This window comes from Kitasatospora sp. NPDC001095, assembly GCF_053598615.1.
Genome location: NZ_JBSFKQ010000011.1, coordinates 14,127 through 29,644 on the forward strand (window position 1 = coordinate 14,127; position 15,518 = coordinate 29,644).

Annotated in this window: 9 protein-coding genes, 1 tRNA gene and 1 pseudogene; 8 read left to right on the plus strand and 3 right to left on the minus strand. The window is 74.2% G+C overall.

Going from position 1 to position 15,518, the window contains the following annotated elements; all coding sequences use genetic code 11:
* Positions 1 to 389: 389 nt before the first annotated feature.
* Complete coding sequence (locus ACWDBB_RS12750; RefSeq protein WP_449789577.1) at positions 390 to 1,094, minus strand: SACE_7040 family transcriptional regulator; 705 nt, start codon at positions 1,092 to 1,094, stop codon at positions 390 to 392.
* Positions 1,095 to 1,226: 132 nt separating this feature from the next.
* Here ACWDBB_RS12750 and ACWDBB_RS12755 point away from each other — a divergent pair, with 132 nt between their 5' ends.
* The 4 genes from ACWDBB_RS12755 (at position 1,227) to ACWDBB_RS12770 (ending at position 7,722) form a co-directional block, all read left to right on the plus strand.
* Positions 1,227 to 2,939, plus strand: coding sequence for a carboxyl transferase domain-containing protein (locus ACWDBB_RS12755; protein WP_449789578.1), 1,713 nt, complete (start codon positions 1,227 to 1,229; stop codon positions 2,937 to 2,939).
* A 144-nt stretch (positions 2,940 to 3,083) separates the two neighbouring features.
* A complete protein-coding gene (locus tag ACWDBB_RS12760; RefSeq protein ID WP_449789579.1) occupies positions 3,084 to 5,360 on the plus strand; it encodes an ATP-binding protein in 2,277 nt (758 codons plus the stop codon).
* Entirely contained in the window at positions 5,357 to 6,349 is a 993-nt protein-coding gene (locus ACWDBB_RS12765) for a hydroxymethylglutaryl-CoA lyase (protein WP_449789580.1), read from the plus strand. Before ACWDBB_RS12760 ends, ACWDBB_RS12765 begins: the two co-directional genes overlap by 4 nt.
* A gap of 182 nt (positions 6,350 to 6,531) precedes the next feature.
* Positions 6,532 to 7,722 carry an acyl-CoA dehydrogenase family protein gene (locus ACWDBB_RS12770; protein ID WP_449789581.1) on the plus strand — a complete coding sequence of 397 codons (1,191 nt, stop codon included), beginning with the start codon at positions 6,532 to 6,534 and terminating at the stop codon, positions 7,720 to 7,722.
* A gap of 162 nt (positions 7,723 to 7,884) precedes the next feature.
* Here the strand turns inward: ACWDBB_RS12770 and ACWDBB_RS12775 are convergent, their stop codons facing one another.
* Positions 7,885 to 8,412: a universal stress protein gene (locus ACWDBB_RS12775; RefSeq protein ID WP_449789732.1), complete on the minus strand. Its 528-nt coding sequence runs from the start codon at positions 8,410 to 8,412 to the stop codon at positions 7,885 to 7,887.
* 1,085 nt (positions 8,413 to 9,497) lie between these two features.
* Here ACWDBB_RS12775 and ACWDBB_RS12780 point away from each other — a divergent pair.
* Positions 9,498 to 10,574, plus strand: coding sequence for an HAD family hydrolase (locus tag ACWDBB_RS12780; RefSeq protein WP_449789582.1), 1,077 nt, complete (start codon positions 9,498 to 9,500; stop codon positions 10,572 to 10,574).
* Between the two features lie 274 nt (positions 10,575 to 10,848).
* Here the strand turns inward: ACWDBB_RS12780 and ACWDBB_RS12785 are convergent, their stop codons facing one another.
* Positions 10,849 to 11,655, minus strand: coding sequence for a GNAT family N-acetyltransferase (locus ACWDBB_RS12785; protein ID WP_449789583.1), 807 nt, complete (start codon positions 11,653 to 11,655; stop codon positions 10,849 to 10,851).
* A gap of 1,055 nt (positions 11,656 to 12,710) precedes the next feature.
* Here ACWDBB_RS12785 and ACWDBB_RS12790 point away from each other — a divergent pair.
* From ACWDBB_RS12790 to ACWDBB_RS12800, 3 genes and pseudogenes are all read left to right on the plus strand, one after another.
* Positions 12,711 to 13,716, plus strand: a pseudogene (locus ACWDBB_RS12790) (helix-turn-helix domain-containing protein); the annotation flags it as partial.
* An 880-nt stretch (positions 13,717 to 14,596) separates the two neighbouring features.
* Complete coding sequence (gene orn / locus ACWDBB_RS12795) at positions 14,597 to 15,199, plus strand: oligoribonuclease (RefSeq protein WP_449789584.1); 603 nt, start codon at positions 14,597 to 14,599, stop codon at positions 15,197 to 15,199.
* Between the two features lie 233 nt (positions 15,200 to 15,432).
* Positions 15,433 to 15,508, plus strand: a tRNA-His gene (locus ACWDBB_RS12800).
* The last annotated feature ends 10 nt before the right edge of the window (positions 15,509 to 15,518 follow it).

Genomic DNA, 15,518 nt, shown 5'->3' on the forward strand with positions numbered 1-15,518 from the left:
GACTGGCCAACAGCCCGCGGCCTGCGGTGATTCCCGATCGAACACCCTCCCGGCCCGCTCTCTCCCGGCCGCCTCCAGCATCGCCGACGGCCTGCGCGACGCCCAGCGGCCAGGGGTGGGTGGACGCCGTCCTTTGGGACTAGGCCTCGGGACGGGCAGCCGTCGAGGCCTTCACCGGCGAAACCTTTACTCCCCGACCATTCTCCGCCGAACCCTTCACCACTCGGCCGTCCCCCACCTGGCCGCCCCCCGAAGGGCGCGGGAGGCCTTGGCGTGACCGGGCAGGGCACAGCCCAGCCGGACAGGGAGCGACCGAACAGGGGGCGACCCGGGCGGGGCGCAGCCCGACAGGGGGCGACCCGGGCGGGGCGTTCCCTGGGGCGCGGGGCTCAGGCTCCCGCGGGCCCCGCGGCCGCCGTGGTCGCCGTGGCCGTCGCGGCGGCGGCCGACCCGTCGGCGGTGGCGGCGGCCGACTCCGCCGCCGCCGCGAACGCGCCGTGGGCGAGGGTGTGGAGCAGGGCCGCCATGCCGTTGCGCTGGAGGGCGGTGCGCTCGCCCTGGTCGGGGTTCGAGCCGAGGCTGTGCGGGGTCGAGTTGATCAGGCCGAAGACGGCGTGCACGGCGGCCCGCGCCACCGGCTCGGCAGCAGGGTCGGCCAGCGGCGGGTAGGCCTGCCGGACCACCTCCACCCACAGCTCGACGTAGCCACGCTGGAGCCGGCGGACGGTGCGCCGGTCCTCCTCCTTGAGGTTCAGCAGCTCGCGGTCGTGGAGGGTGATCAGGTCGCGGTCGTCCAGGGCGAAGTCGACGTGGCCGCCGATCAGCGCGTCCAGCGTGGCAGCCGGACCTTCGCCGCGGCCGGCCCGCCGGCGCCCCTCGTCCAGCAGGCGCTCGCTGATCCCGATCAGCAGGTCCGCGAGCATCGCGTCCTTGCCGGCGAAGTGGCGGTAGAGACCGGGGCCGCTGATTCCGACCGCCTTGCCGATCTCGTCCACGCCCACGCCGAGGAAGCCCCGCGCGGCGAACAGCCTCGCGGCCTCCCGGCGGATCTGGTCACGGCGGCTGAGCGCGGAGGCGGCGGGGACGTTCGGCATACCGCCCATCGTAGACAGTCGGGTTATCGGCCGTTAACCTGGCTGCGTAAGTTAACGTTAATTAACGTGGCGATCACAGGCGGACCGCACCCGGCTGCCCACCTGGTGCCGAGGGCAAGGGAGCTCTTGGGAATGGTCATCTCAACCACCGGCACAACCGCCGGCGTCCGGCTCAGCGCAGCGACCGGCACGGCGGCGGCACCCGGTGCCACGCCGTCCGCAGCCGCCGCACCGGCGCCCCGGCTCGGCAGCTCCGCCGACCCGGGTTCCGAGGCCTACCGCGCCAACACCGAGGCGCACCGGGCCCTGGTCGCCGAGCTGCGCGCGAAGCTCGACGCGGCCGCCCTGGGCGGCGGTGCCAAGGCCCGCGCCCGGCACACCGCTCGCGGCAAGCTGCTGCCCCGCGACCGGGTGGACACCCTGCTCGACCCGGCCTCCCCCTTCCTGGAACTGGCCCCGCTGGCCGCCGACGGGATGTACGACGGTGCGGCGCCCGCGGCCGGCGTGATCGCCGGCATCGGCCGGGTGGCCGGGCGCGAGGTGGTGGTGGTCGCCAACGACGCCACCGTCAAGGGCGGCACCTACTACCCGATGACGGTGAAGAAGCACCTGCGCGCCCAGGAGGTCGCGCTGGAGAACCGGCTGCCCTGCGTCTACCTGGTGGACTCCGGCGGCGCCTTCCTCCCGATGCAGGACGAGGTCTTCCCGGACCGCGACCACTTCGGCCGGATCTTCTACAACCAGGCCAGGCTCTCCGCCGCGGGCATCCCGCAGATCGCCGCCGTGCTCGGCTCGTGCACGGCCGGCGGCGCGTACGTCCCGGCGATGAGCGACCAGGCCGTGATCGTCCGCAACCAGGGCACGATCTTCCTGGGCGGCCCGCCGCTGGTGAAGGCCGCCACCGGCGAGGTGGTCACCGCCGAGGAACTGGGCGGTGGCGAGCTGCACTCCCGCACCTCGGGCGTGACGGACCACCTGGCCGAGGACGACGCCCATGCCCTCTCCATCGTCCGCACGATCGTCGCCGGGCTCGGGCCGCGCGAGGCCAAGCCGTGGCCGCTGGCCCCGGTCGAGCCGCCGGCCGTCGACCCGGCGGGCCTGTACGGGGCCGTGCCGGTCGACCCGCGCACGCCCTACGACGTGCGCGAGGTGATCGCCCGCCTGGTGGACGGCAGCCGCTTCGCCGAGTTCAAGGCCGAGTACGGCTCGACCCTGGTCACCGGCTTCGCCCGGATCCACGGCCACCCGGTCGGCATCGTCGCCAACAACGGCGTGCTGTTCTCCGAGTCGGCCCTCAAGGGCGCCCACTTCATCGAGTTGTGCGACCAGCGCGGCATCCCCCTCCTCTTCCTCCAGAACATCACCGGGTTCATGGTCGGCCGGCAGTACGAGGCGGGTGGCATCGCCAAGCACGGCGCCAAGATGGTCAACGCCGTCGCCTGCACCCGTGTCCCGAAGCTGACCGTGGTGATCGGCGGCTCGTACGGAGCCGGCAACTACTCGATGTGCGGCCGGGCCTACTCACCTCGCTTCCTGTGGATGTGGCCGGGCGCCAAGATCTCCGTGATGGGCGGCGAGCAGGCGGCCTCCGTCCTCGCCACCGTCCGCCGCGACCAGCTGGAGGCGCACGGCGAGCAGTGGCCGACCGAGGCGGAGGAGGAGTTCAAGCGCCCCGTCCGCGAGCAGTACGAGCGCCAGGGCAACGCCTACTACGCCACCGCCCGGCTCTGGGACGACGGCGTGATCGACCCGATGGACACCCGCACCGTCGTCGGACTCGCGCTCACCGCCTGCGCCAACGCCCCGCTGGCGCCGCCCGCTCCCTACGGCGTCTTCCGCATGTGATCCGTCCTCGTGTCACCCCTGCGTCCGTGAACCCTCCCTTCCGGGTGTGACTCCCCGTGGCGCCGACCCACCCGGGCCGGCGCCCCGATCGCCCATCCACCACCTCCTTCGTACGGCTCCCCTCGACCCGGAGGAACGCCTCCCATGTTCGACACAGTTCTGGTCGCCAACCGCGGCGAGATCGCCCTCCGGGTGATCCGCACCCTGCGGCGGCTCGGCGTCCGCTCGGTCGCCGTGTTCAGCGACGCGGACGCCGACGCACCGCACGTGCGCGAGGCCGACGTCGCGGTCCGGCTCGGCCCGGCCGACCGCAGCGACAGCTCGGCGACCGAGACCTACCTGCGGACCGACCAGATCCTCGCCGCCGCCCGCCGCACCGGCGCCCAGGCCGTCCACCCCGGCTACGGCTTCCTCGCCGAGAACCCCGGCTTCGCCCGCGCCTGCGCCGACGCGGGCCTCGTCTTCATCGGACCACCTCCCGGTGCGGTCGAGTTGATGGGCGACAAGATCAACGCCAAGGAGGCCGTCCGGGCCGCCGGCGTGCCGGTGGTCCCCGGCAGCCAGGCCACCGCGCCCACCGACGAGGAACTCGTCGCCGCCGCCGACGAGATCGGCTACCCGGTGCTGCTCAAGCCGTCCGCCGGCGGTGGCGGCAAGGGCATGCGCCTCGTGCGGGACAGCGCCGACCTGCCCACCGAGATCGCCGCGGCCCGCCGGGTCGCCCGCACCGCCTTCGGCGACGACACCCTGCTGCTGGAACGCTGGGTCGACCGGCCGCGCCACATCGAGGTGCAGGTGCTCGCCGACGCCCACGGCACCACCGTCCACCTCGGCGAGCGCGAGTGCAGCCTCCAGCGCCGCCACCAGAAACTGATCGAAGAGGCTCCCTCCGTTCTCCTCAATGCCGAGACCCGTGCCGCGATGGGCGCCGCGGCCGTCCGCGCCGCGGAGTCCTGCGGCTACACCGGCGCCGGCACCGTGGAGTTCATCGTCCCCGGCATCGACCCGGACGCCCCCGCCTCCGCCGCCGAGGGGGTGCGGGACTTCTTCTTCATGGAGATGAACACCCGTCTCCAGGTGGAACACCCCGTCACCGAGCTCGCCGTCGCGGTCGGCGCGGACGCCGACCGGCTCGACCTGGTCGAGTGGCAGGTACGCGTCGCTGCCGGCGAAGCACTCAGCTTCACCCAGTCCGACATCTCCTTCCTGGGCCACGCCATCGAGGCCCGCATCTGCGCCGAGGACCCGGAACGGGACTTCCTGCCCACCGGCGGCCGCATCCTCGCCCTGGACGAGCCCCGGGGCGAGGGCATCCGCGTCGACTCCGGAGTGGCCCCCGGAACCGTCGTCACCAGCGCCTACGACCCCATGCTCGCCAAGGTCATCGCGTACGGGCCCGACCGCCCGACCGCGCTGCGCCGGCTCCGCGCGGCACTGGCCGACACCCGCATCCTGGGCGTCACCACCAACACCGGCTTCCTGCGCCGACTGCTCGCACACCCCGAGGTTGCCGCCGGTCGGCTGGACACCGGCCTGGTGGAGCGGACGGCCCAGGAGCAGCCGGCCCTGCTCACCGCGCCGTACTCCCCCGCGAACGCGACCACCTCTGACGCGCCCGCGGCGGACGAACCGCCGTCGCCCGCTCACCTCCTCTACTACGCGGCCGCGCTGGCACGGCACCTGGAACTCACTCCGCCCGCCGATCCCGACGGCTGGACCGACCCGTTCTCCCTTCCCTCCGGCTGGCGCCTGGGCGGCACCCCCGCCTGGACCACCCACCGACTCCGTACCCCCGGCCAGGATCCGGTGTCGGTGCGCATCCGTTCGATCACTGCGGGCAACGTAGCCGATGCCACTGACAATTCCGGTGGGCCCACCCGCGACCTGGAACTCCGGCTCGACGAGGGCCCCGCGCACCGCGCCCGCGCGGCCCTGGCCGGCGACCGGCTGCACCTGACCGTCGACGGCCTCCGGACCACGTTCTCGCTGGCCACCGACGCCACCCCCGGCCTCGCCGCAGGACCGGTGACCTGGCTCGGCCTCGAGGGCGACGCCTGGCCGCTGCACGCCTACGACCCGGTCGTCGAGAGCGCCGCCGGGGCCGGCGCGCACCACGGCGCCCTGACCGCCCCGATGCCCGGCACCGTCACCGTCGTCAAGACCACGGCGGGCGAGACGGTCCGCAAGGGACAGCCCCTGCTCGTGCTGGAGGCCATGAAGATGGAACACGTGATCGCCGCGCCGCACGACGGCGTGGTGGCCGAGCTGCGGGCTTCCGCCGGCGCCACCGTCGCGATGGAGGACCTGCTGGTCGTGGTCACCCCGGTCGAGGACGCGGCCGGCGAGGACGGCCCCGCCGTGCCGACCGCCGTACCCGCCGCACCCGCCGCACCCGCCGAGCCCGCGGAGGTCCGGTCGTGACGGCCTCCGTCCCCGCCCGCGAGCCCGACGCCCTCGACCTGGGACTGCCCGACCCGGTCCGTGCCCCCGGCCTGCCCGAGGAGGTCCGGATCCACGAGGTCGGGCCGCGCGACGGCCTGCAGAACGAGAAGTCCCTGGTGCCGGTCGAGACCAAGGCCGAGTTCATCGCCCGGCTCGCGGCCGCCGGGCTGCGGACCGTCGAGGCCACCAGCTTCGTTCACCCGAAATGGGTACCGCAGCTGGCCGACGCCGAGGAGCTGGTCCCCCGGCTCGCCGGCCTGCCGGAGCGTCACCCCGGCCTGCGGCTGCCGGTGCTGGTGCCCAACGAGCGCGGTCTGGACCGTGCGCTCGCCCACCGCACCACCGACATTGCGGTGTTCGCCAGCGCCACCGAGACCTTCGCCCGCCGCAACCTCAACCGCTCGGCGGACGAGGCCATGGAGATGTTCCGCCCGGTCGTGGCCCGGGCCACCGAGGCCGGGGTCGCGGTCCGCGGCTACCTCTCGATGTGCTTCGGCGACCCGTGGGAGGGCCCCGTCCCGGTCGAGCAGGTGGTCCGGTACGGCGTGCAGCTGCTGGAACTGGGCTGCACGGAGCTGAGCCTCGGCGACACCATCGGGGTGGCCACCCCGGGCCAGGTCACCGCCCTGCTGGCGGGTTTCGCGCGGGCCGGCGTCCCGGTCGAGCGGCTCGCCGTGCACTTCCACGACACCTACGGCCAGGCGCTCAGCAACACCCTGGCGGCGCTGCGCGAGGGCGTCACCACGGTGGACGCCTCGGCGGGCGGTCTGGGCGGCTGCCCGTACGCGAAGAGCGCCACCGGCAACCTGGCCACCGAGGACCTGGTCTGGATGCTGCACGGGCTCGGCGTCCGGACCGGCGTCGACCTGCGCTCCCTCGTCGCGACCAGCGGCTGGATGGCCGAGCGCCTCGGCCGCCCGAGCCCGTCCCGCACCGTCCAGGCGCTGCTCGGCTCCTCCGGGGGCTGACCCGCCCGCTCCCTCCCCGGCGCCGGCCGGCCGCCCGCACCGTCCGGCCGGCGCCGCGCACCACCCCGCACCGCTCGACACCAATCCCTCAGTCACACCGTGCGTCCGTCATACCGTCCGACGGACCCCGGTCATCCCGCTCACGTCCGCGGCCGACCCGGCCGGGCGCCAGGAGGATCACCATGCTCGACCACAGGCTCAGCAGCGAGTACGAGGAACTGCGGCGCACCGTCGCGGAGTTCGCCCAGGACGTGGTGGCGCCGAAGATCGGCGGGTTCTACGAGCGGGAGGAGTTCCCGTACGAGATCGTCCGCGAGATGGGGCGGATGGGGCTCTTCGGCCTGCCCTTCCCGGAGGAGTACGGCGGCATGGGCGGCGACTACTTCGCCCTCGGCCTCGCCTTGGAGGAACTCGCCCGCGTCGACTCCTCGGTGGCGATCACCCTGGAGGCCGCCGTCTCGCTCGGCGCGATGCCGATCTACCGGTTCGGCACCGAGGAGCAGAAGCGCGAGTGGCTGCCCCGGCTGACCTCGGGCGAACTCCTCGGCGCCTTCGGCCTCACCGAGCCGGAGGGCGGTTCGGACGCGGGGGCCACCCGGACCACGGCGCGGTACGACGAGGCCACCGACGAGTGGGTCATCAACGGGACCAAGTGCTTCATCACCAACTCCGGCACCGACATCACCGGCCTCGTCACCGTCACCGCGCTCACCGAACCGATCGCTCGTTCGAGTGAAGAGGGCGAATTCCGCTCGCCTGTACGGGAGATCTCCTCCATCATCGTGCCCACCGGGACCCCCGGCTTCCAGGTCTCGAAGAAGTACTCGAAGGTCGGGTGGAACGCATCCGACACCCGCGAACTGTCCTTTACCGACTGCCGCGTTCCCGCGGCCAACCTGCTGGGCGAGCGTGGCCGAGGCTACGCCCAGTTCCTGCGGATCCTCGACGAGGGCCGCATCGCGATCGCGGCCCTGGCCACCGGCCTGGCCCAGGGCTGCGTCGACGAGTCCGTGAAGTACGCCGGCGAGCGCAGGGCCTTCGGCCGGCTGATCGGCGCCAACCAGGCCATCCAGTTCAAGCTTGCCGACATGGAGCTGCGCGCCCACACCTCCCGCCTGGCCTGGCGGGACGCCGCTTCCCGGCTGCTGCACGGCGAACCGTTCAAGAAGGAGGCCGCGATCGCGAAGCTGTACTCGTCCGAGGCCGCCGTCGACAACGCCCGCGAGGCGACCCAGATCCACGGCGGGTACGGCTTCATGAACGAATTCCCGGTCGCCCGGTTCTGGCGCGACTGCAAGATCCTGGAGATCGGGGAGGGCACGTCCGAAGTCCAGCGCATGCTCATCGCCCGGGAGCTCGGCATCGGTTCGTGACGACCACGTCCTGATGGTCGCCTCCTGAGCCGCGCCACGCCCACCGGGCCAGCACACCAGTCAACGTGCTGCTCCCCGACGAGAGTTGGGGAGCAGCACGGCGGAGGAGGCATCAGGAGGAGACCTCACGGAGGCTTCGGGAGAAGCCGCAGGCACAAAGCCTCAGGGGATCACGATCACCGGGCGGTTGGCCCGCCGCGCCAGCCGCCCGGAGACCGAGCCGAAGATCTTGCCGAGCAGGCCGTGCGTCGTGCCGACGACGATCGCGTCGGCAGCGTACTCGCGGCCGACCTCCTCGATCTCGTGGCAGATGTCCCCTCCGCGCTCGACCAGGATCCACGGCACGCCGGTGAGGAAGTCCGCGCAAGCGAGCTCCAGACCCAGGACCTCCGTCCGGTGGTCGGGGAGGTCGACGAAGACGGGCGGCTCGCAGCCTGCCCAGACCGTGGCGGGCAGGCGGTTGGCGACGTGCACGATCACCAGGCCGCACTGCGAGCGGCGCGCCATGCCGCAAGCGTAGGCAAGGGCGCGCTCGCTCGACAGCGAGCCGTCGAAGCCGACCACCACGCCGTGCTGGAACACCGGGTCGAGAGACGGCGCGGGGGCGTCCTGCCCGGTCGGCTCGGCGCGCCCGCCCAGCGGGCCGGCCGCGCCGGAGGCCGCCTCCGGGCGCTCGGCGCCCGGACCCATGCGGCCCGTCACCGGAGCCCCCGCGGGGTCGGCCGGGGGCTCGCCACGCCTCTGGCGGGGCCCTGGGCGGTCGCGCCGGGCCAGGCTGCCCCGACGGGCGAGGCCGCGCAGAGCGCGAGCGAAGCCCGGAGCGCCGTCGCGGCCGTCGTGCCCCGGGCCGGGGCCGGGGCCGGGCTCTCCTGGCTCCGTCGACTGTGCCGCGTCGGCCGACCGGGCCACACGGGCCGTTCCGGCCGCCTCGGCGCCTTCGGCAGCGTCGGGCCGCCCGCGTGCCGTCCGTACGCCCGAAGCGCCCTCCGGAGCCTCGGCGCGGGCCTCGGCCCGTCCGTCGGCTTCGCTGTCGGCGCCGTCGGTGTGGTCGCTGCGGTCACTGCCGTCACCGCAGTCGCCGCCGAGGCGTTCACCGCGGTGCTCGCGCTGGTGTTCACGGTGGTCGTCACTGCGCCGGCCGGCAGGAACCCCGGCCCGCCCGTCGGAGCGATCGGAGCGATCGGAGGCAGGACCGCCTTCCGGGCCCGCATTGCGGGAGGTGTCCGGTTCAACCGGTCGGGGAGGCTCAAAACCAGCCATGGCTCACGGCTCTTCGATGGAGAGGGGCCGACAGGAGAGGAGAACAACGCTGCCCGGGCAGCAGGCCCGCCCACGGGATGACGTCGGTCTGCGCCACGCAGCACCGTATGTGACCTGTTCCTTTCAGAGTACGACGGGCCTGGGGCCCCGCCCAGCGAGGAAGGCACCGAGCGACGTTGTTCCCGCGAAAGGGGGATGCGCCCGCCGTGGCGGTGCGCCCCGTCCACGGGCGATCGCGCCCCCTCCGGAAAGGAGGTTCCCAGGAGCTTGACGGACCGGACCGGACGGCGCAACAGCCCCACGGGACACCGTGACCGGACTGTCATGGATCGGCGACGATCCGTTGCCACCGGTCGCGAACCGTGACGTCCGACCTGCCCCAACAGGCCCAACCGCCGCGTGCGCCACCGCCCGCCACGGAGGCACGGAGGTCGTTTCAGCCACTCCGTACGGCTTCGGGACGCCGACTGGCATTTGCCACGTGCATAGGCACGGCCGCTGGCACCATGCTTGGCATGCCCCTGCTCCTGTTCGACCTCGACAACACCCTGCTGCCCCGGGACGCCGCCTACCGGGCCTGGGCAGAGGACTTCCTGTCCGAACACGACCTCCCCGCGGGCGACCTCGACTGGTTCGTCACCCTCGACGGGGGCGGTTACGTTCCGCGCAGCACCGTACTGTCGGCGGTTCGGCGCCGCTACGGGCTGGACGTCACCGCCGACTTCCTGATTGCCCACTATCGACGCGGCATCAACTCCCACATCCACTGCCCGCCCCGGCACATCGAGGCGCTCCGGGCCGCCCGGGCGGCCGGGTGGACGCTCGGGATCGTCAGCAACGGCGGCACCCGACCGCAGTTGGAGAAGATCCGACGGACCGGGCTGGGCCCGCTGGTCGACGGCTGGGTCATCTCGGAGGAGGCCGACTGCGTCAAACCGGACCCGCTGATCTTCGAGATGGCCGCCCAGCGGTGCGGCATCGCCCCCACCGGGGACTGGGCCGAGCACACCTGGATGATCGGGGACCACGCGCCCGCCGACATCGCAGGCGCCGAACTGACCGGGCTGCGCAGCGTCTGGCTGCACCACGGTCGTCCGTGGGCGGAGAGCGGCTACCGGCCGACGCTGAAGGCGGCCGGCCTGCCGGAAGCCGTCGGCCAGGTCCTCGCCGCGCGGAACGCGCCCTCGCCCCGGCCGGACGTCCACTCCGACCGGCAGCTCCGGAAGGTCGCGGCGGGAGTGCCCGTACGCGCGACGGCGCCGGTCGGCGCGCGGTCCGGCGCACGTTCCCCGCTGGCCGCCCCGGAGGGCCCGAGCACATCCGTTCCCGCAACAACCGGGACGCTCCGCGAACCCGTCTCCGCAGGCCGGCCCGGTGTCCGAAACCGATCCGGCGGGTTTGCCGTGATCGCCGGGACCGGCCCCGGCTCCGGGGCGGGCTCCGGAACGGGGGCAGGCAGCGGCCCCGGTCCGGCCCCGGACACCCTCCGCCCCGCACCCACAACAGCACCGACACCCGCAGCCGCACCCGCACCCTCAGCCGCAGCCGCAGCCACGGCCACCGCCCCTGCCGCCGTGGCGGCCGGCGAGTAGCGCCCCTGCCCCACCCCCTCAACGCCCCTACGGCGCCTACCGCCTACCACCTAGCACCCACCGCGGTCCGGCTCCGGGCACCCCTACTGCAGCGCGACTGCTGCGCCCCGACCCCGTGCCGCCGCCACCCCACGCGGCCGCCAACCGCCAGCCGCCACCCACCCTGCGCCGGCAGTCAGCCGTCCGCCCGCCCCACCGGCCCCGACTACCCACCGACCTCAGCTCCCCGCCGACCTCAGCTCCCCGCCCGCCCCGGCTACCCCACCGGCCCCCGCTACTCAGCCGCCCCCACCGACGTACGGGTCCACCAGCAGGTACGGGCCACCTCGACGAAGCCGAGCTTGCGGTAGAGCGGTTCGCCGAGCGAGGTGGCGACCAGGGTGGCCGGACGGTCCGGGTGCGCGTGGGCCAGGGCGGTCCGGAGAACGGCGCGGGCCGCTCCCCGGCCGCGCCGGTCGGGGAGCGTGGCGACCCAGTACACGCCGGTGGCCCTGCCGTCGTCGTAGGTGAGGCAGGTGCCCGCCACCGCGCCGTCGACGCGGCCCAGCCAGCCCCGCCAGCCGGGCACGTCCAGCAGCCGTTCCGGGAGGGCTTCGCCCCGGACCCAGGGCTGTCGGGCGGGCAGCGGGAAGCCTTCCACTATCGTCCGCTCGACCATGGCGAAGCTGTCGCCGTCCCGTGCCTCATCGACCGTCAGGACGCCGCCGCCGTGCGCCTCCGAGACCGTGGGCAGAGCGGTGGTCGCGCCCTCGACCGGCCCCGGGTCCCGGACCATCACCGGCATGATCGGCATCCTCGTGGCCCCGAGGCCGGAGAGGTCGAGCCCGCCGTACGGGTCCTCCACGGTGCAGCGTATGGTCGACCACTCGGCCATCAGGTCCGCCAACTCCTGCTCCAGGGCGGCCGGTTCCTCGTAGGGGCGGGTCACCACGATGCGGTGCGCGTCGTCGGGAGTCCGGGCGCACCGGACGGCGGCCAGCCCCGGGCGGGTGCGGGACCGCCAGCCGTGGACGCGGGCTTGGGCGAGCCAGAAGGCGGCGGCATTGTCGTTGGCCCGTTCGAGCCGGCTGCTGGTGTTCACGGCAGGACCGTAACGCGGCGGTCCGGCTCCCGGTTCTGCCGTGCCGGGCTTGGCCGGATGGAGCCTGGGAGGCGCACGACTTCCTCCCGTGCGCCCCCTCGTGCACCGCCGATTTTCGGTCAATTTCGCGTCGATCCCTCCCGCTTGGGCAAATCCGCAGTCCAGACCTGCCGGCCGGGCGCACCGGAGCCGGACGCCCCAGGAAGCGCCCCGCGACAACCAGCCACCGTTGCCCCGGCCCTCTTCCCAGAAAGGTCGACGGGTGCCACGCTTCGTGATCGAATGCATCACGCCAAATTGCCATGTCGACATAGCGTCGGATGGTGAACTTGTCACAACGGCAATGGTCCACCCGATAGATTTCGATCTTGGCTAGCAGTGCCGCACCACCCACACCACACCACCGAGGGGGCTTGAGCGCCTTGAGCAGGGTGAGCAGGAGCGACGCGGGTCCTGACAGCGGCCAGGCGGCAGCCGGCGGCGCGGGTCGGTCCGCGAGAAGCACCGGCACCGCCGCGATCGCCACCACCCGCACCTCCGGCACCCCGGGCGCCGCCTCGCACTCCTCGTACTCCGCGGTGCCCTCCCCCGGGGCGGGCGCGGGCGTCGGCCCCGGTGCGCCCCCGGCCGCCTCCGACCACGGCACGGCGACGCCCTACGGCGGCCAGTCCCCCTACGGAGGCCAGCCGGCCTACGGCGGGCACCCGACCTTCGGAGGACAGCCCTTCGGAGGACAGTCCGTCAGTCGAGGCGCCGTCAACCCCGGGCAGCCCTACGGCGGCGAACACCCGGGCCATTCCAGCCACCCCGGGCACCCGGGGCACACCACCCACCCCGGTCATTCCGGCCACCCGGGCTACGGCGGACACCTCGCCCACCCCGGTCATTCCGGCCACCCCGGCTACGGCGGTGCCCCGGGCCCGAACGGCTCCCCCGTCGCCGCCGCCGGCCCGGGCGGCGGCCCGCTCGGCGGCCTCGCGCTCGGCTCCGGCACGGGCCACGGCCACGGTCCGCTGGGCCACGGCGGCCCCGGAGCGAACGGCTCCCCGACCCCGGTGACGGCCTCCGCCCCGCGCAAGCTGTCCGGCCGGCGCCGCCGGGAGACCGTCGCGGTGCTGATCTTCGGCGGGGCCCCGATCTTCGAGAGCTCCATCCCGCTCTCCGTGTTCGGCGTGGACCGCCAGGACGCCGGGGTGCCCCGCTACCGCCTGCTGGTCTGCGCCGGGGAGGACGGCCCGCTGGCCACCACCGGCGGCCTGACCCTCTCCGCGCCGTACGGCCTGGAGGCGCTCGCCCGGGCCGGCACGATCGTCGTACCGGCCTGGCGCTCGATCTCCCAGCCCCCGCCGGTCGAGGCGATCACCGCCCTGCGCAAGGCCCACCACGAGGGCGCCCGGATCATCGGGCTCTGCACCGGCGCCTTCGTCCTGGCCGCCGCCGGCCTGCTCGACGGCCGCCCGGCGACCACCCACTGGATGTACGCGCCGACGCTGGCCAAGCGCTACCCGCGGGTCCACGTCGACCCGCGCGAACTGTTCGTCGACGACGGCGACGTGCTCACCTCGGCAGGCACCGCCGCCGGCATCGACCTGTGCCTGCACGTGGTGCGCAGCGACCACGGCGCCGAGGCGGCCAACGCGCTGGCCCGCCGCCTGGTGGTGCCGAGCCGCCGCGGTGGCGGAGGACAGGCCCAGTACATCGATCAGTCTTTACCGGAGGAGATCGGCAACGACCCGCTGGCCGAGGTGGTCACCTGGGCGCTGGAGAACCTCAACCAGCAGTTCGACGTCGAGGTGCTGGCGGCTCGCGCGTACATGAGCCGGCGCACCTTCGACCGGCGGTTCCGCACGCTCACCGGCAGCGCGCCGCTGCAGTGGCTGATCACCCAGCGGGTGCTCCAGGCCCAGCGGCTGCTGGAGACCTCGGAACTGTCGGTGGACGACGTCGCGCGCCGTTGCGGGTTCCGTTCGCCGGTGGCGCTGCGCGGGCACTTCCGCCGCCAGCTCGGGGTCTCCCCGGCCGCGTACCGGACCAGCTACCGGGCCCGCCGTCCCGGCCAGCAGCCGCCCGCGCCGAACGGTGCGCTCGGCGACCTGCGGCTGTCAGGAGCGCTGCCGCACCCTGCGGGCGCGGTCGCGCAGGCGGGCGGGCCGCTGTTCGGCGGGGCGCACGGTGTGCCGTCGGCGCAGCCGTTCCCGACCGGCCCTGGGGTGCCGGCAACGGTCGGCCCGCACGGGCAGCCGGTGCCGCACGGTCAGCACGGACAACACGGTCAGCAGGTCGGACACAACCAGCCGGGAGGACACGGTCAGCCCGGCGGGTTCGGTCCGGGCCAGGTCGGGACGCCGACCGGCCAGGCCTTCCACGCCCGCGCCGGTCAGCCGTACCCGCATCAGCAGGCCGCGCAGCAGCCGCACCCCGGGCAGCAGGGTGCGGCCGGGCGCGGTCCGCTGCGGCCGCCGGTGGTTCCGCCGCAGGCCGGACCGGGGTCGGGGGCCGGACGTCCGCCGCGCACCGCCGAACACGCGGCGGCGGAGGACGGCCTCCCGCAGCCGGGGGTGCGTGGCCAGGGCCAGGGGCACCGGAGCGCGGCCGAGCGGCCCTCGGACGAGTCGGGTGCGGCCGGGCGCGGTCACGGCGCGGCCGGCGGACGGATGCCGGCCCCGACCGGGCAGCCGGGTGCCGGCCAGGGTGACCTCCGCGGTCGCCAGTCCCGGGCTCCGCAGGTCCGCGGTCAGGTCGGCCGGCCCGCGGCCGAGGGTGCCCGGGCGGCACACGAGGTTCGGACCGGGCGGGACGGCCACGCCGTCCGGCCCGGCCGGGAGGGCGAGCACCCGGACGGGCTCGGCGCGCACGACGGGCCGGAGGAGCACCAGACCGAGGCACCCCGCTCGGCTCCACCGGTCCCCGCGGCGCGTGATCGCGCCGTAGGGTGAGTTGTGTGAATGACCGTTTGGTATGGATCGACTGTGAAATGACCGGCCTCGACCTCGCCCAGGACGCCCTGGTCGAGGTCGCGGTGCTGGTGACGGACTCCGAGCTGAACATCCTCGGCGAGGGCGTGGACGTCATCATCCGGCCGCCGGCGGAGGCGCTGGCGAACATGCCCGAGGTGGTGCGCGAGATGCACACCGCGTCCGGGCTGCTGGAGGAGCTGGAGCAGGGCGTGACCCTGGCCGAGGCCGAGGCGCTGGTGCTCGCCTACGTGCGCGAGCACGTGCCGGAGGCCGGGAAGACCCCGCTGTGCGGCAACTCGGTGGCCACCGACCGCGGCTTCCTGGCCCGGGACATGCCCGCCCTGGAGAAGCACCTGCACTACCGGATCGTGGACGTCTCCTCGATCAAGGAGCTGGCCCGCCGCTGGTACCCGAAGGCGTACTACAACAGCCCGCAGAAGGGCGGGAACCACCGGGCGCTCGCCGACATCCGGGAGAGCATCGACGAACTGCGGTACTACCGCGAGGCGGTGTTCGTCCCGCAGCCCGGTCCGGACGCCGACACCGCGCGGGCGATCGCCGGGAAGTACCAGGCCCCGGCGAGCTGAGCCCCGGGCTGCCCGGCGGGCCGTCGGCGGCAGCGCCCCGCACCGGCCCGGCGGCAGCGCCCGGACGCGCCCGCCGGAACCCCCGCCGAACCCCCGTCGGAACCCGTGCCGGAGGGCCGGAGAGGGTGCCCGCGTTCGCCGGGACGGAACCCTGGCGCGAGCACCCTCTCGGATCCTGTAGAGTTCTTCCTGTCGGAACGGGAACGCGAGAGCGGGAACGGACCGGACAGATGGTGGGTGTAGCTCAGTTGGTAGAGCACCTGGTTGTGGTCCAGGTGGCCGCGGGTTCGAGTCCCGTCACTCACCCCAGAGCCTGAGG